At 63.1% G+C, this 15,174-nt stretch carries 16 protein-coding genes; 9 read left to right on the top strand and 7 right to left on the bottom strand.

Annotation, left to right across the window (positions count from 1 at the left end):
* From nirK to JaAD80_RS18490, 3 genes are all read left to right on the top strand, one after another.
* The coding region (gene nirK, locus JaAD80_RS18500) for a copper-containing nitrite reductase (RefSeq protein WP_102296179.1) at window positions 1–927 on the top strand (927 nt) is incomplete at its 5' end.
* Window positions 928–956: 29 nt separating this feature from the next.
* Window positions 957–1,634 carry an iron-sulfur cluster repair protein YtfE gene (ytfE, locus tag JaAD80_RS18495; protein WP_102296177.1) on the top strand — a complete coding sequence of 226 codons (678 nt, stop codon included), beginning with the start codon at window positions 957–959 and terminating at the stop codon, window positions 1,632–1,634.
* A 14-nt stretch (window positions 1,635–1,648) separates the two neighbouring features.
* Window positions 1,649–3,922 (top strand): nitric-oxide reductase large subunit, encoded by a 2,274-nt coding sequence (locus tag JaAD80_RS18490; protein WP_102296175.1) that lies wholly within the window; start codon window positions 1,649–1,651, stop codon window positions 3,920–3,922.
* A gap of 48 nt (window positions 3,923–3,970) precedes the next feature.
* Here JaAD80_RS18490 and JaAD80_RS18485 read toward each other — a convergent pair whose 3' ends face one another.
* The 4 genes from JaAD80_RS18485 to JaAD80_RS18470 are packed head-to-tail and all read right to left on the bottom strand — an operon-like array spanning window position 3,971 to window position 6,405.
* A complete protein-coding gene (locus JaAD80_RS18485) occupies window positions 3,971–4,354 on the bottom strand; it encodes a DoxX-like family protein (RefSeq protein WP_102296173.1) in 384 nt (127 codons plus the stop codon).
* Window positions 4,351–4,821, bottom strand: a complete 471-nt coding sequence (locus JaAD80_RS18480; protein ID WP_102296171.1) for a DUF2269 domain-containing protein — start codon at window positions 4,819–4,821, stop codon at window positions 4,351–4,353. The genes JaAD80_RS18485 and JaAD80_RS18480 overlap by 4 nt, the downstream gene beginning before the upstream one ends.
* A complete protein-coding gene (locus JaAD80_RS18475) occupies window positions 4,818–5,936 on the bottom strand; it encodes a saccharopine dehydrogenase family protein (protein ID WP_219726849.1) in 1,119 nt (372 codons plus the stop codon). The genes JaAD80_RS18480 and JaAD80_RS18475 overlap by 4 nt, the downstream gene beginning before the upstream one ends.
* A gap of 46 nt (window positions 5,937–5,982) precedes the next feature.
* Window positions 5,983–6,405 (bottom strand): DUF1841 family protein, encoded by a 423-nt coding sequence (locus JaAD80_RS18470; protein WP_070218599.1) that lies wholly within the window; start codon window positions 6,403–6,405, stop codon window positions 5,983–5,985.
* Window positions 6,406–6,622: 217 nt separating this feature from the next.
* Between JaAD80_RS18470 and JaAD80_RS30765 the strand changes: the two genes are divergently transcribed.
* Both JaAD80_RS30765 and mqo read left to right on the top strand, forming a co-directional pair.
* Complete coding sequence (locus tag JaAD80_RS30765) at window positions 6,623–6,835, top strand: hypothetical protein (RefSeq protein WP_180979470.1); 213 nt, start codon at window positions 6,623–6,625, stop codon at window positions 6,833–6,835.
* A 12-nt stretch (window positions 6,836–6,847) separates the two neighbouring features.
* Window positions 6,848–8,473: a malate dehydrogenase (quinone) gene (gene mqo / locus JaAD80_RS18465; protein ID WP_219726848.1), complete on the top strand. Its 1,626-nt coding sequence runs from the start codon at window positions 6,848–6,850 to the stop codon at window positions 8,471–8,473.
* 101 nt (window positions 8,474–8,574) lie between these two features.
* Here the strand turns inward: mqo and JaAD80_RS18460 are convergent, their stop codons facing one another.
* Window positions 8,575–9,207 (bottom strand): RNA pyrophosphohydrolase, encoded by a 633-nt coding sequence (locus tag JaAD80_RS18460; protein WP_102296167.1) that lies wholly within the window; start codon window positions 9,205–9,207, stop codon window positions 8,575–8,577.
* 204 nt (window positions 9,208–9,411) lie between these two features.
* Here JaAD80_RS18460 and JaAD80_RS18455 point away from each other — a divergent pair, with 204 nt between their 5' ends.
* Together JaAD80_RS18455 and JaAD80_RS18450 are read left to right on the top strand one after the other, a co-directional pair.
* A complete protein-coding gene (locus JaAD80_RS18455; protein ID WP_102296165.1) occupies window positions 9,412–11,151 on the top strand; it encodes a proline--tRNA ligase in 1,740 nt (579 codons plus the stop codon).
* A complete protein-coding gene (locus tag JaAD80_RS18450; RefSeq protein ID WP_102296163.1) occupies window positions 11,148–11,765 on the top strand; it encodes a lytic transglycosylase domain-containing protein in 618 nt (205 codons plus the stop codon). The genes JaAD80_RS18455 and JaAD80_RS18450 overlap by 4 nt, the downstream gene beginning before the upstream one ends.
* 154 nt (window positions 11,766–11,919) lie before the next feature.
* Here JaAD80_RS18450 and JaAD80_RS18445 read toward each other — a convergent pair whose 3' ends face one another.
* Both JaAD80_RS18445 and ffh read right to left on the bottom strand, forming a co-directional pair.
* Window positions 11,920–12,315 carry an SWIB/MDM2 domain-containing protein gene (locus tag JaAD80_RS18445; RefSeq protein ID WP_071650146.1) on the bottom strand — a complete coding sequence of 132 codons (396 nt, stop codon included), beginning with the start codon at window positions 12,313–12,315 and terminating at the stop codon, window positions 11,920–11,922.
* 428 nt (window positions 12,316–12,743) lie between these two features.
* Entirely contained in the window at window positions 12,744–14,111 is a 1,368-nt protein-coding gene (ffh, locus tag JaAD80_RS18440) for a signal recognition particle protein (RefSeq protein ID WP_034780269.1), read from the bottom strand.
* Window positions 14,112–14,399: 288 nt separating this feature from the next.
* On the opposite strand from ffh, the gene JaAD80_RS18435 reads away from it, so the two are divergent.
* Together JaAD80_RS18435 and JaAD80_RS18430 are read left to right on the top strand one after the other, a co-directional pair.
* Window positions 14,400–14,909, top strand: a complete 510-nt coding sequence (locus tag JaAD80_RS18435) for a sigma-70 family RNA polymerase sigma factor (protein WP_102296161.1) — start codon at window positions 14,400–14,402, stop codon at window positions 14,907–14,909.
* Window positions 14,906–15,174: FecR/PupR family sigma factor regulator (locus JaAD80_RS18430; protein ID WP_146012422.1), on the top strand; the 269-nt coding region annotated here is incomplete at its 3' end. The genes JaAD80_RS18435 and JaAD80_RS18430, both read left to right, overlap by 4 nt.

Here is a 15,174-nt window from a genome sequence, read left to right as displayed (position 1 = left end):
CCCGACCCGGCGGCCGTCAGCGTGGCAGCCAATCCCGCCTCGGTGCCGGCCGCCATCGGCGCACGCGCGCCGCAGACCCTGAAATACCGCATGGAGACGGTGGAGCTGCCGGGCAAGCTCGATGACGGCACCAGTTTTACCTACTGGACCTTCAACCGGCAGGTGCCCGGCCCCATGCTGCGCGCCCGGGTCGGCGACACGGTGGAGCTGACCCTGTTCAATGCCAGGGACAGCAAGATGATCCACTCGATCGACCTGCATGCGGTGACGGGCGGCCATGGCGGCGGCCAGCACACGCAGGTGGCGCCGGGGCAGGAAAAAACCGTCACCTTCAAGGCGCTCAATCCGGGCCTGTATGTGTATCACTGCGCCACGCCGCTGGTGCCGCAGCATATCGCGGCCGGCATGTACGGCATGATCCTGGTCGAACCGGAAGGCGGCTTGTCGAAGGTCGACCGCGAGTACTACGTGATGCAGGGCGAGATGTACACAGGCCGGCCGCACGGCGCGCCCGTGCACCAGGAAGCGAACCTGGAAAAGATGGCCAATGAGCTGCCCGACTACTACGTCTTCAACGGCGAGGTGGGCGCGTTGAGCAAGACGCACAAACTGCAGGCGAAAGTCGGCGAAACAGTGCGCATCTACTTTGGCGTCGGCGGCCCGAACAAGATTTCATCGTTCCACATCATCGGCGAGATCTTCGACAAGGTGTACAGCGAAGGCTCGATCAGCAGCCCGAAACACGATGTGCAAACCACCCTGGTGGCACCGGGCGGCGCCACCATCGTCGAACTCAAGGTGCAGCATCCTGGCAGCTATCTGCTGGTCGACCATGCGCTGTCGCGCGCCGGCAAGGGCGCCGTGGGCGTGCTGGAAGTGACGGGCGAACCCGTGCCTGGCGTCTACCACGCTGGCGCCGTGCAATGAATCTACCTATTCATCCTCAAGGAACCATTATGGAAATGATCGACCAATCGCTGGGCCAGCTGGCCCGCCGCATCCCCGGCGCCACGCGCCTGTTCGATGCGCACCGCCTGGATTTTTGCTGTGGCGGCAACAAGACCCTGCGCGCGGCCGCCGAAGCGGCGGGCGTCGACACGGCGCCCATCGTCAAGGAGCTGCAGCTGCTGGAAGCGCGCGCCGATACGCACGGCGAACCTGACTGGCAGGACGCGCCCGCGCCCGAGCTGGTGCAGCACATCCTGGCGCGCTACCACGCCGTGCACCGCGAGCAGCTGCCCGAGCTGATCCGCCTGGCGCGCAAGGTGGAGCAGGTGCACGGCGGCCGCGCCGACTGTCCGCACGGCCTGGCCGAACACCTGTCGGCCATGGCGCAGGAGCTGGAAAGCCATATGCGCAAGGAGGAAGACGTGCTGTTCCCCATGATCGTGCGCGGCCAGGGCCCCCGCGCCGGCGCGCCCATCAACGTGATGCGCATGGAGCACGACGAGCATGGCGTGGCCTTGCGCGCGCTGGAGGACATGACCAACGGCATCTGCGCGCCGGCCGGCGCCTGCACCACCTGGCGCGCGCTGTACACGGGACTGCGCACCTTCCGCGAAGACCTGATGGCGCACATCCATACCGAAAACAATATCCTGTTCGAGCGCTTTGCGCCGGCCGCGGTGCACTGACAAAGGAAAGACCCATGGGTCCGTATAAAAAACTCTGGTTCACCCTGATCGGCGTGCTGATCGTAACGTTTTCGCTGCTTGGCTACTACGGCACGGAGGTCTACCGCCAGGCGCCGCCGATCCCCGCGCAAGTGCTGTCGCAGGATGGCCGGCAGCTGTTCGACCGCGAGGGCATCCTCGACGGCCAGACGGCCTGGCAATCGGTGGGCGGCATGCAGCTCGGTTCCATCTGGGGCCACGGCGCCTACCAGGCGCCCGACTGGACGGCCGACTGGCTGCACCGCGAACTGACGGCCTGGCTGGAACTGGCCGCCCAGGAGCAGCATGGCAAGGCCTACGCGGCGCTCGACGGCCCCGCGCAGGCGGCGCTGCGCGAAGCGCTCAAGCTCGAATACCGGGCCAACCGCGTCGACGAGGCACAAGTGCTGCGCCTGTCGCCGCGCCGCGTGCAAGCCGTCGCCACGACCGCGCATTATTACGACCAGCTGTTCTCGGACGCGCCGGCGCTGCAGCAAAGCCGCGAACATTTCGCCATGAAGGAAAACACCTTGCCCAGTGCCGAGCGGCGCGCGCAGATGACGCAGTTCTTCTTCTGGACGGCGTGGGCGGCCGCCACCGAGCGTCCGGGCCAGAAAGTGACCTATACGAACAACTGGCCGCACGAACCGCTGATCGGCAACCAGCCCAGCGGCGAAAACCTCGTCTGGTCGGTGGCCAGCGTGGTGGTGCTGCTGGCCGGCGTGGGCTTCCTCGTGTGGGGCTGGGCCTTCTTGCGCGACCACGATGAAGCGCTGCCGGCCGCCGGCCCGCGCGATCCGCTCACCACGTTCGCCCTGACGCCTTCGCAGCGGGGGCTGGGCAAATACCTGTTCCTGGTGGTGGCGCTGTTCATTTTCCAGGTCTTCATCGGCGGCTTTACGGCGCACTACACGGTGGAGGGCCAGCGGTTCTACGGCATCGACGTGTCGCGCTGGTTCCCGTATGCGCTCACGCGCACCTGGCATATCCAGGCCGCGCTGTTCTGGATCGCCACGGGCTTTTTGGCCGCCGGCCTGTTCCTCGCGCCCCTGATCAATGGCGGCAAGGACCCCAAGTGGCAGCGCCTGGGCGTCGACGTGCTGTTCTGGGCCCTGGTGGCCGTTGTCGTCGGTTCGTTCATCGGCAACTACCTGGCCATCGCGCAAGTGATGCCGCCCGAGTGGAATTTCTGGCTAGGACACCAGGGTTATGAATACGTCGACCTGGGCCGCCTGTGGCAGATCGGCAAATATGTCGGCATCCTGCTGTGGCTCGTGCTGATGCTGCGTGGCGTCGTGCCGGCCGTGCGCCAGCCGGGCGGCGACAAGAATCTGCTGGCGTTGCTGACCGCATCCGTGGGCGCCATCGGCCTGTTCTACGGCGCGGGCCTGTTCTATGGCGAGCGCACGCACCTGTCCGTAATGGAATACTGGCGCTGGTGGGTGGTGCACCTGTGGGTGGAAGGATTCTTTGAAGTCTTCGCCACCACGGCGCTGGCCTTCATTTTCGCGACCCTGGGCCTGGTGTCGGCGCGCATGGCCACGGCGGCCAGCCTGGCCTCGGCTTCGCTGTTCATGCTGGGCGGCATACCCGGCACCTTCCACCACCTGTACTTTGCCGGCACCACCACGCCCGTGATGGCCATTGGCGCCAGCTTCAGCGCGCTGGAAGTGGTGCCGCTGATCGTGCTGGGACACGAGGCGTGGGAAAACTGGCGCCTGAAGGAACGCGCGCCATGGATGGAAAACCTGCGCTGGCCCCTGATGTGCTTTGTCGCCGTCGCCTTCTGGAACATGCTGGGCGCCGGCGTGCTGGGCTTCATGATCAATCCGCCCGTGGCCTTGTACTATATCCAGGGCCTGAACACGACGCCCGTGCATGCGCATGCGGCCCTGTTCGGTGTGTACGGCTTCCTGGCGCTGGGCTTTACCTTGCTGGTGCTGCGCTACCTGCGGCCTGATTACCGCTTCAGCCCTGCCTTGATGAAGACGGCCTTCTGGGGTTTGAATGGGGGCCTGGCGCTGATGATCTTTACCAGCCTGCTGCCGATCGGCATCATCCAGTTCCACGCCAGCGTGACGGAAGGCCTGTGGTATGCGCGCAGCGAGGCATTCATGCAGCAGCCGCTGTTGCAGAACCTGCGCTGGGTGCGTACTTTCGGCGACGTGGTCTTCATCGCCGGCGCCATCGCCATGGCGCTGCAGGTGGTGCTGGGGTTGATGGGCAAGGCGAAGGCACCCGCGCTGCCACAGGCGGTACGGCCAGCCTGATCGGTTGCTGCGCCGCCGAGTGTTGTTGATCGATCTCCCGAAGCCGTGCTAGCCACGGCTTTTTTCATATAGGGCCAGGAAGACGAGGCCGGCGATCAGCGGGATATTTTTCGTCAGTGGTCCGAAAGGGTGGGTCAGGAATTCCGGCAGGAAGACGGCGATCACCAGTGTATAACCGGCCACCAGCGCGCACTGCGACCACCACAGCCACGGACGGGCGTATAGCAGCGAGGCCATGCCCATGGCCAGGTCGGCCAGGCAGGAGGCGGCAAACACTTGCCCGGTATACAGCGTGATGCCGCTGCGGCGCAGCCAGGCGAGCGACTCCGCATGCGGATACAGGTACCAGGAGACAAATGCCGTCCATAGCCAGAGGAGGGCCATGCCGAGGCGCATGGCCCAATACAGCCGGCACAGGTTAGCCGGCGTCATGGCGTGGGCTTGGCCACCATCAGCCAGTAGACCAGCATAAGCGCGACAAATGCCGGCACGCCGAGCCAGAACCAGCAGCGTGCATAGATCCAGTACAGGCGCGGCAGCGGCGCGCCCGCATCGTCGGCAAGGCGGGCCAGGTTGCGCATGCGGATCTGCAGCCACACCACGGGCAGCCAGCAGGCGCCAGCGAGCGCATACAGCAGCAGCGAGGCGAAGACCCAGCCGGAGAGGATAGGGTAGCCGGCCAGGTGCGCCAGCGCCAGTCCGGACAGCGGCTGCAGAATGACGGCCGGCGTGGTGAACAGCCAGTCGGCCAGTACGGTCTTTTCGGCCGACAGGCGGATCGCGCGCACCTCGCCGCCCCGGTCGTTGATCCACTTGAAGAAGGCGATGCCGATGCCGGTGCCAAACAGGATGGTGGCGCTGAGGATGTGCAGCCATTTGACGAACAGGTAGTAGCTCATGCCGGCACCTCGGTCACGTCATAGCCTTGCAGCGCGGTCAGGTAATTTTCCACCGTGAGCAGGCCGACGCAGGGCGTGGCGCCGTGCGGCAGCGGCGCGCCACCGCCGATGCCGCTGGCCAAGCGGTGCGCCAGCGCGATCGAGGCACCGCACGGGATATGCGGGCCGTGGTTTTGCGCCGCCAGCAATTGCCAGGTCAGCGTCAGCGGCAGGCCATCGAGTCCCGTGCCTTGCAGCGTCACGAACATCGCGCCTTTGTCGCTGACCAGCGGTTCCACCCATTGGCTGATGGCGTGCAATGGCCTGACCAGTGGCAGCAGGCTGCGCAACAGGCCCAGGCGCACCAGTTGCGCGGCGGCCCAGACGAACAGATGGCCGGGCGCACCGGCAAAACCGGCGTGAAAAGTGACAGTATCGAGGCCCGGATAGCGTTGCGGAAACAGCGCCAGATCGGGCACGTCACAGCTGCCCAGCAAGCGCCGTCCCACGGGCGCGGCAAAGCGGTGGCTCTTCAGGTCGAGCCAGCCAAAGGTGGTTTCCTGGCGGCCGGCAACGCGGCGCTGGAACGGTTTTCCACAGTACGAAAAGATGCCGGCCATGGTGGCCATGCCCGGCGCGCGGGCGCCGGAGGCGATGCCGTGGCGGATCGAGGTGAGCTGGCGAAAGCGCGGCAGGTAGCGGTCCACCACTGCCGAGGACAGCGCTGGCAGCGAGCTGGCGCCGCTGGTGACGAACACGCCGCGCTGGCGCGCCAGGTCGTCGAGGCTGGCGATGCCGGCGACAAAATCGCGGCCGTCAGCAAGGTCGATATAGTTTGCGCCGGCCTCGATCGCCGCACGGGCGACGCGGTAATCCTGGCCCTGGAACGGGCCGGCGGTATGGATCAGCGTATCGACGCCCAGTTCGGTCAGGCGCCGCGCCAGATCAGGTGCAACGGCATCGAGCGCCAGTGCTTGCTGCGGCGGCAAGCCCAATTGCGCCGCCAGTGCCCTGGCCATGGCGGCGTCGCGCCCGGCCACCAGCAGATGGATATCCTGGTTACCGGCTAGCGCCTGGCAAATGCGCGTGCCGAAAAAACCGTAACCGCCGAGTACGAGAATGGTGTGATGGGCCAAGATATCCTTCAGTGACTGAGTTTCTTGGCAACATGATACTGCCTGATCAGCGGCGACGCACGCAGTCGATATATGCGTCCGTATCGGGCGGCAAGCCCGAGCGCTGCGAGGCCCAGATCATCTGGCCCAGGCATTCCATCACTTCGTGCTGGGCCGCATGGGCCGAATCGAGGCGCTGGGTCAGCTGCTGGACGGCCGGGCGGATGCCGCGCGGCTGGTCCACCTGCACCTGCTCCGTGATCGACAGATGCATGGACAGGTGCAGGAAGGGGTTGGCTTGTCCGCCCTCGACGGAGTAGTCGCGCGCCAGCGCCGCTTCGACGTCGGAGAGCTCGTTTTCATACTCGGGGTGTTCGAGTATCCAGTCGAGCGCGATGGCTTCCATCGGCGTGAGGATTTCATGGGCGCGGTGCTTGCGCAAGGTGTCGCAAAAGAAGCGGCGCACGTCGTCGGAAGAGGGGTTGAACATGGCTGAAGGACTATGGCTAAAGGGCAGCCGGCATTGTACCGCGTACATAAATAATGGGCATCGAGGATGCCCTTTTTGCCGTCTGGCGGCCGCTTTCATGACCCGATAGTCACCGAAATTTAATACCCTGCAGTAAGTATTATCCACTACCGCCACGGCCCGGCGGGGCCAAATAACGGTGATAAAATCGCCGCTCTTGATATTTGCTCTGGACACGATGGCGATTTTATTGTCACTCCGTGCTTCCATTGCCCGCACCTTTGCCACCAGATCTTGCTCCTGGTTTATCCCGGAGCGCGGCAGCATGCCTATCACCATCGACCTTGAGCTATCCGGCCGCCCTGGCGTTCCGGCTGGCTGGCTGTTTGCATTCCATACAGCGCTGGTGCCGTCGTGGTGGCGCACAAGAATCATCCTTCAGTATTCATAAACGGAGTTACGTATGCGTAAATCGCTATTACTTTTGATGTCGTGCCTGATCCTGGCGGCATGTGACAAGACACCGCCGGCCTCGTCCGAAAAACCGGTCGACGTGCTGCTGGTGGGCGCCGGCACCATGAGCGCCACCCTGGGCAGCATGCTCAAGGAACTCGACCCGTCGCTGACGATGGAAATGGTCGAGCGCCTCGATTCCGTCGCCGCCGAAAGCTCGGACGCGATGAACAACGCGGGCACGGGCCACTCGGCGTTTGCCGAACTGAACTACACGCCGGAAGCGGCCGATGGCAGCATCGAAACGAAGAAGGCCGTTGCCATCAACGAGCAATTCGAAATTTCCAAGCAATTCTGGGCCTACCAGGTGGCCAACAAGCACCTGGGCGCGCCGCAAACCTTCATCAACAATGTGCCGCACATGGCTTTTGTCTGGGGCGACGATAATATTGCCTTTTTGAAGAAGCGCTACGCCGCGCTGCAAAAGGAAAACCTGTTCAAGGGTATGCTGTACTCGGAAGACCAGGCGCAGATCGCGCAGTGGGCGCCGCTCGTCATGCAAGGCCGCGACAAGGGCCAGAAAGTGGCGGCAACGCGCATGGACATCGGTACCGACGTCAACTTCGGCAACCTCACGCGCGGCCTCGTGAAATACCTGACGGACAGCCATGGCATGGTCCTGCACCTGCGCCACCAGGTGGAAGACATCCAGCGCGGCGCCGATGGCGTGTGGAACGTCAAGGTCAAGGACCTGGCCAGTGGCCAGGAAAAGACCATGCGCGCCAAGTTCGTTTTCATCGGCGCGGGCGGCGGTTCGCTGCCGCTGCTGGAAAAGTCGGGCATTCCTGAAGCCAAGGGCTACGGCGGCGTGCCGGTCGGCGGCCAATGGCTGGTGACGACCAACCCGGAGCTGGTGGCGGCGCATGCGGCCAAGGTCTACGGCAAGGCATCCGTCGGTTCGCCGCCGATGTCCGTGCCGCATCTGGACACGCGCATCATCGATGGCAAGAAAGCCCTGCTGTTTGGCCCGTTTGCCACGTTCTCGACGAAGTTCCTGAAAAACGGTTCGTGGACCGACTTGCCAGGTTCGATCGGCACGGGCAATGTGAAGCCGATGCTGCAAGCCGGCTACGACAATATTCCGCTGACCAAATACCTGGTCGAGCAGGTGATGAATTCGCCGGAAGACCGCCTGAAGACCCTGCGCGAATACCTGCCGACTGCCAAGATGGAAGACTGGACCTTGCAAAACGCCGGCCAGCGCGTGCAGATCGTCAAGGATGACCCTGTCAAAGGCGGCTTGCTGCAGTTCGGCACGGAAGTCGTCGGTGCCGCCGATGGCAGCATCGTTGCCCTGCTGGGCGCCTCGCCAGGCGCGTCGACCGCGCCGCCGATCATGATCAAGGTGCTGCAAACGGCATTCAAGAGCCGTTTGGCCACGCCGGAATGGCAAGCGAAGATGGTGGAAATGGTGCCGTCGTACGGTCAAAAACTGAACAGCGATCCGGCCCTGGCCAACAAGATCCGCCACTACAGCAGCAATATCCTGGGCCTGAAAGCGATCACGCTGGATGTAGCACCAGCACCAGCACCAGCACCAGCACCGGCGCATGCGCCTGCGCCGGCGGCGAACTAAGTCAGTCTGAGCGGCAGGGTAGTTTCCTGCCGGTATGAAAAAAAGGGGCAGCCTGGTCAGGCTGCCCCTTTTGCGTGGGAAAGTGCGTTCATTGCGGTGGACTACCCCTTGCCCGGCAAGATCAGTTCCGGCGTGCACCCTTCGGCGGCATCGCCATCGCAAGGCTTGGCCAGTGCCGTACCATCCTGCGCCCTGGGTGCATGGGGCTGGCGCAAGTAGCGCGAGGTATGGCGGTGCGGCTGCTGCGTGTTGCCATGCACGGGCCAGGTCAGGAAGCGCGATAGCTCCTGCAGCGCGCGCTGGTACACATCGCGTTTAAATTCAATCACGACATCGAGCGGGACCCAGTACTCATGCCAGCGCCAGGCGTCGAACTCGGGATGGTCGGTCAGGCGCAGATTGACGTCGTTGTCGCGCGCGCACATTCTCAGCAGAAACCAAATCTGCTTCTGGCCACGGTAATGGCCGCGAATCTCGCGCTTGATGAAGTGGTCTGGCACTTCATAGCGCAGCCAGTCGCGGGTGCGGCCGACAATTTTGACGTGTTCCTGTCTGAGTCCGATTTCCTCTTCAAGTTCGCGAAACATGGCTTGTTCCGGTGTTTCGCCATATTTGATACCGCCTTGCGGAAACTGCCATGAGTGCTCGCGCACCCGCTTGCCCCACCACACCTCGTTCTGGGCGTTTAGCAGGATGATGCCGACGTTGGGCCGAAACCCTTCACGGTCGAGCATAATGCACCTCAAACTTTCTGCGACAGAGCGTCTTTTTTTACATAATTACCCACAACTCCGCAAGCCGGCAGCCTTTTCGGGGTGCGAAAAGGGCCGGAATCGCACCAATTGAGCGCATTTGTGTAAAGTATGGACGCATCAGCCAGCTAATCCTTTAAAATTAGGTTGATTATAACCCTCTCTTTTTAAAAAGAATTCACCGTTATGCGCGCCTCCCGTTTTTTTATTTCCACACTTAAAGATGCACCTTCTGACGCGGAAATCGTCAGCCACCAATTGATGATGCGTGCAGGCATGATCAAACGCCTCGGTTCCGGCATCTATACCTACATGCCGATGGGCCTGCGCGTGATCCGCAAGGTGGAAGCCATCATCCGTGACGAGATGAACAAGGCCGCCGGTATCGAACTGCTGATGCCGCTCGTGCAGCCAGCCGAACTGTGGCAGGAGACGGGCCGCTGGACCAAGATGGGCGACGAACTGATGCGCGTGAAAGACCGCCACGGCCGCGAATACGCGATCCAGCCGACGTCGGAAGAAGTCATCACGGATGTCGTGCGCACGGAAATCAAGTCCTACCGCCAGCTGCCGCTGAACTTTTATCATATCCAGACCAAGTTCCGCGACGAGCGCCGTCCCCGCTTCGGCCTGATGCGCGGCCGCGAATTCACCATGAAGGACGCGTACTCGTTCGACCGCGACCTGGCCGGCATGCAAGCGTCGTACAAGGTCATGTTTGACGCCTATACGCGCATCTTCACGCGCTTCGGCCTGAAATTCCGCGCCGTGGCAGCCGACAACGGCGCCATCGGCGGTTCCGGTTCGCATGAATTCCACGTCATCGCCCACACGGGTGAAGACGCGCTCGTGTACTGCCCGACCTCCGACTACGCGGCCAACATGGAAGCGGCCGAAGCGCTGCCGCCAGCGGGCGAGCGCCCGGCAGCAAGCCAGGCGCTGACGAAAACGGCCACGCCGGACACCGTCAAGTGCGAAACCGTGGCAGCCCTGCTGGGCATCGATTTGTCGCAAACCGTGAAAACCATCGCCCTGACGGTGGAAACCACGGGCAAGGACGAGAAAGTCACGAAACAGCACTTCATGCTGCTGCTGCGCGGCGACCATGAATTGAACGACATCAAGGTGGGCAAGGTTGCCGGCCTGGCCGGTCACCGTTTCTCGACGGAAGCGGAAATCCTCGAAGTCTACGGCACGATTCCTGGCTACCTGGGCCCGATTGGCACCCGCGCCCCCGTCACCGTGGTGGCGGACCGCACGGTTGCCCACATGAGCGACTTCGTGTGCGGCGCGAATGAGGCCGGTTTCCACTACACGGGCGCCAACTGGGGCCGCGACGTGGCCGAGCCTGCCATCGTGGCCGATCTGCGCAATGTCGTCGCCGGCGACGCTTCGCCGGACGGCCAGGGCGCGCTGGCCATCGAGCGCGGCATCGAAGTGGGCCACGTGTTCCAGCTGGGTACGGCGTACTCGGAAAGCATGAAAGCCACCTTCCTCGACGAAAACGGCAAGCCTGCGCCGCTGCAGATGGGCTGCTACGGCATCGGCGTGACGCGCATCCTGGGCGCCGCCATCGAACAGAACTTCGATGACAAGGGCATCATCTGGCCAGCTTCCATCGCGCCATTCGAGGTCGTATTGTGCCCGATGGGCATGGACCGCAGCGAACTGGTCAAGGAAGAGACGGATAAGCTGTACGCGGCCCTGCAAGGCGCTGGCGTGGATGTCATCGTCGACGACCGCGGCTTGCGTCCTGGTGCCATGTTTGCTGACTGGGAACTGATTGGCGTGCCGCACCGCATCGTCATCGGCGAGCGCGGCCTGAAAGAAGGCAAGCTGGAATATCAGGGCCGCCGCGACGCGGAAGCCACCGGCGTGGCGCCGGACGAGATCGTTGCCTTCATCCAGGGCAAAATGGCGCAGTGAAGCGCTTATCCGTAAGCAAGACGGCCGGCGCGCTCGCGCTGGCTGCCTGCCTGGCCTGCGCCTTTCCTGCGCAGGCCGGCAACCAGAAGGAGGAGGCGCTGGCCGACTCCGTCCGCCTGGCGCTGTCGCACGCGATCCGCGACGAACGCCCGCCGCAACCCAAATTTGCCACGCCCGCCGACTTGCAGCGCTACCAGCAATGGCTGGCGCAGATGTCCACGCGCCTGCAGCGCAAGCTGCCGGACGCCCAGCTGCGCACGGAATTCCTGGAAACCGTCTGGTACGAATCGCGCCGCGCGGGCCTGGAGCCGGCCCTGGTGCTGGGCCTGATCCAGGTGGAGTCGGCCTACCGCAAATACGCCGTCTCGCTGGCCGGCGCGCGTGGCTACATGCAGGTGATGCCGTTCTGGACTGGTGTCATCGGCGACCATGACCGCAGCAAGCTGTTTCACATGCAGACGAATCTGCGCTATGGCTGCGCCATCCTGCGCATGTACCTGGACATGGAAAAAGGCGATTTATACCTGGCGCTGGGGCGCTACAACGGCAGCCGGGGGCGGGCCGAGTATCCGAATGCGGTCAGGGCGGCTTGGCGGCAGTGGGAATTCAAATGAAGGCTGGGGTCAGAGCCCCGGCAGCGTTGGCGCAGAGCTCTGTGTTAACGGTGTTGAGGGTCTGACCCCGGGCAAATGGCAGCCAAAAAAAATGCCCCGCTCGCAGTAAAGCGGCGGGGCACTCGCTCGGCGTTTGAAGCCGGCGCGTATCTGATTATTTCAAATGATCGGAGATCAGTTTCGTCATTTCAAACATGGAGACTTGGGCTTTGCCGCCGAAAACTGCTTTCAGCTTGTCGTCCGCATTGATCATGCGGCGGTTGGCCGGATCTTGCAGATCGAGTTTTTTGATGTAATCCCATACCTTTTTGGTCACTTCCGTGCGCGGCAGCGGTGCTGCGCCAACAACGGCGGCCAGATCTTTCGATGGCGTCATTGCTTTCATGAATGCTGCGTTTGGCTTGCGTGGTGTTGCCGGTGCTGCCGCTTTCTTCGCCGCTGCTGGTTTAGCTGCTGCTTTGGCTGCGGGTGCTGCTTTCTTGGCGGCTGCAGGCTTGGCTGCTGCTGCTTTGGCTGGCGCTGCTACTGGGGTTTTTTTGGCTGTTGCCATCTTCGAGCCTCCTTAACAAACACATGGGAAATTGCGCAATTAATCGCACGGCTAATATTGGTGTGGATTTACCTAGTATGCAAGTGTTTTTCACGTTTTCACGAGGAAAAAGCAGCGAAATGACGCGCCTGTCTCCCGGGCGCACCGCTTGGGGGCACGCCAGCGCGTTTTTGCCCGTAAATGGCATGGTTGCTGGCTATGCGGGGAGGGGGGGGGCTGCGGGGAGAAGGAAGAGTGATGCCGGACACATGAAAATGCAATCCGGCATTATTTAGAACGATGTTTTTACTTGGATACGCGGCCTAATGAAGGCCTTCAAAATCACAGCGAGCGGATGGTATTTGTGGCCGAGAAGCGCAACCGTACTAAAGTACGGTGAGCATCGCCGGCCGCAAAGACCACCGCGCAGCGGATTTTGAAGCCTTCCACTATCTCATGCCGGGCATCATACCCTTCATGGAACGCATCATCTTCATCATGCCGCCGCCCGACAATTTCTTCATCATCGTCTGCATTTGCTCGAATTGCGTCAGCATGCGGTTTACTTCCTGCACTTGCACGCCGGCGCCGGCGGCGATGCGGCGCTTGCGCGTGGCCTTGATCAGTTCAGGCTTGGCGCGTTCCTGCGGCGTCATCGAGTCGATGATGCCGCACATGCGGCGTACCTGTTTGTCGGCCTGGTCCATGTTCTTGCCGCCTGCCGCCTGCTGAAACTGGGCTGGCAGCTTGTCCATCAGGTTGGCCATGCCGCCCATTTTCTTCATTTGGCCCAGTTGCGCCTTGAAGTCGTTCATGTCGAACTTGCCGCCAACCTTGATCTTTTGCGCCAGGTCGGCCGCCGCCTTGCTGTCGACGCCCTTGCGCGCCTCTTCCACCAGGGCCAGGATGTCGCCCATGCCGAGGATGCGATTGGCCATGCGGGTCGGGTCGAACGCTTCCAGGCCGTCGAGTTTTTCCGAAACACCGGCAAACTTGATCGGTTTGCCCGTGATGTGGCGCACGGACAGGGCCGCACCGCCGCGCGCGTCACCGTCGAGCTTGGTCAGCACGATGCCCGTCAGCGGCAGCGCATCATTGAAGGCCTTGGCCGTGTTGATGGCGTCCTGGCCCAGCATGGCGTCGACGACGAACAGGGTTTCGATCGGTTTCACGGCGCCGTGGACGGCGGCGATTTCGCGCATCATCTCTTCGTCGATACCCAGGCGGCCCGCCGTATCGATGATCAGCACGTCGTGGTAATGCTTTTTCGCCCAGTCCAGCGCGGCCAGGGCGATATCGACCGGCTTGTCGGTGCTGCTGGACGGGAAGAAGTCGGCGCCCACCTGGGCGGTGACCGATTGCAGCTGGGCGATCGCGGCGGGACGGTAGACGTCGGCCGAGACGGTCAGCACTTTCTTCTTCTTTTCTTCCTTCAGGTATTTCGCCAGCTTGCCGACGGTGGTGGTTTTACCCACACCTTGCAAACCGGCCATCAGGATGATGGCGGGCGGCTGCTGGGCAAAGCTGATCTGCGACGCTTCCGGCCCCAGGTCGGCGCCCATCAGGGCGGCCAGCTCGCGCTGCACCACGCCCACCAGGGCCTGGCCAGGCGTCAGCGAGGAAATGACATCCTCGCCCATGGCTTTTTCTTTGACTTTGGCGATGAATTCGCGCACGGCGGGCAGGGCGACGTCGGCCTCGAGCAGCGCCAGGCGCACTTCGCGCAGCATGTCGGCGGTGTTCGCTTCGGTCAGGCGCGCCTCGCCGCGCATGGTCTTGACGACTTTGGCAAGCCGTTGGGTGAGATTATCTAGCATGATGAACCTGCAATGAAAAGCTTGGGAGTGGGCGGCGCCAAGCGCCTATCCCCGCAGGAAATGACTGCATCTGCTGGAGGTAGGCGCGAAACCGGACGATGGGCGCCATTTTACCCCATCGCGGGGCCCCGGCGTTCCCCTGCTGCACAGCCTGGCGGTCGGCGGGCTTTTGATTTAGTTAGTATTTCTGGCAACGCCGCGATTGCACGAATGCCACGAACGCGGTTAAAATGAGAATAATTCTTATTTACATTCCCGGGCGTACAGCGCCTGACCAGGGAGGATGCCATGCCGGCCGCCGATTTTGCCCAGCAACAGGACTTGCACGCGCTCTACAGCAGCCATCACGGCTGGCTGCAGGGCTGGCTGCGGCATAAGCTGGGCAATGCGGGCGAGGCGGCCGACCTGGCGCAGGATACCTTTATCAGTGTGCTGGCCAATGGCATGGCGCCGCAGATCCGCGAGGCACGGCCGTTTCTCGCCACCATCGCGCGCCGCCTGGTGGCGCACCGCTACCGCCGGCAAGTGCTGGAAGACGCCTACCTGGAAGCGCTGTCCTGTTTGCCGCCCGAGGCGGCGCCCGCGCCCGAAGCGCGCCTGTTGGCGCTCGAAGCGCTGCAGGAGATCGATACGGCCCTCGATGGCTTGCCCGGCCCCGTGCGCACGGCCTTTCTGCTGGCGCAGCTGGAAGGCCTCAGCTATGCCGAGATCGCCGCGCGCCTGAACGTGTCGGCCAGTTCGGTCAAGCAATACCTGACACGCGCCAACCGCCAGGTGTTTTTCTCGCTGCCGGCATGAGCAAGTTGGGCGAACGTGCGGCCCCGGCGGCCATCAGCGACGCGGTGCAGCAGCAGGCGGCCGAGTGGCTGACCATGTTGATGTCGGGCGAGATGAATGAAACCGAGCAGGCCGCGTGGCAGCGCTGGCGCGGAGCCGATCCGGAAAATGAACGGGCCTGGCAGCATATCGAAGCCGTCTCGCAGCGCTACAAAGGCGTGTACGCCGACGGCGCGCAGCGCACGGCCGCCGCCCAGGCACTGGCCAGCGCCGGGCCGCCCGCCAG

The organism is Janthinobacterium sp. AD80, assembly GCF_002878455.1.
Lineage (GTDB): Bacteria > Pseudomonadota > Gammaproteobacteria > Burkholderiales > Burkholderiaceae_D > Janthinobacterium.
This window is presented reverse-complemented; position numbering and strand designations above follow the sequence as displayed.

Bases quoted from the DNA above. Each gene is read 5' to 3' on its own strand.
- JaAD80_RS18460 (WP_102296167.1), bottom strand. From the start codon at position 9,207: ATGCTCGACCGTGAAGGGTTTCGGCCCAACGTCGGCATCATCCTGCTA.
- JaAD80_RS18490 (WP_102296175.1), top strand. From the start codon at position 1,649: ATGGGTCCGTATAAAAAACTCTGGTTCACCCTGATCGGCGTGCTGATC.
- JaAD80_RS30765 (WP_180979470.1), top strand. From the start codon at position 6,623: ATGGCGATTTTATTGTCACTCCGTGCTTCCATTGCCCGCACCTTTGCC.
- ffh (WP_034780269.1), bottom strand. From the start codon at position 14,111: ATGCTAGATAATCTCACCCAACGGCTTGCCAAAGTCGTCAAGACCATG.
- JaAD80_RS18445 (WP_071650146.1), bottom strand. From the start codon at position 12,315: ATGGCAACAGCCAAAAAAACCCCAGTAGCAGCGCCAGCCAAAGCAGCA.
- ytfE (WP_102296177.1), top strand. From the start codon at position 957: ATGGAAATGATCGACCAATCGCTGGGCCAGCTGGCCCGCCGCATCCCC.
- JaAD80_RS18480 (WP_102296171.1), bottom strand. From the start codon at position 4,821: ATGAGCTACTACCTGTTCGTCAAATGGCTGCACATCCTCAGCGCCACC.
- JaAD80_RS18485 (WP_102296173.1), bottom strand. From the start codon at position 4,354: ATGACGCCGGCTAACCTGTGCCGGCTGTATTGGGCCATGCGCCTCGGC.
- JaAD80_RS18470 (WP_070218599.1), bottom strand. From the start codon at position 6,405: ATGTTCAACCCCTCTTCCGACGACGTGCGCCGCTTCTTTTGCGACACC.
- JaAD80_RS18435 (WP_102296161.1), top strand. From the start codon at position 14,400: ATGCCGGCCGCCGATTTTGCCCAGCAACAGGACTTGCACGCGCTCTAC.
- JaAD80_RS18455 (WP_102296165.1), top strand. From the start codon at position 9,412: ATGCGCGCCTCCCGTTTTTTTATTTCCACACTTAAAGATGCACCTTCT.
- mqo (WP_219726848.1), top strand. From the start codon at position 6,848: ATGCGTAAATCGCTATTACTTTTGATGTCGTGCCTGATCCTGGCGGCA.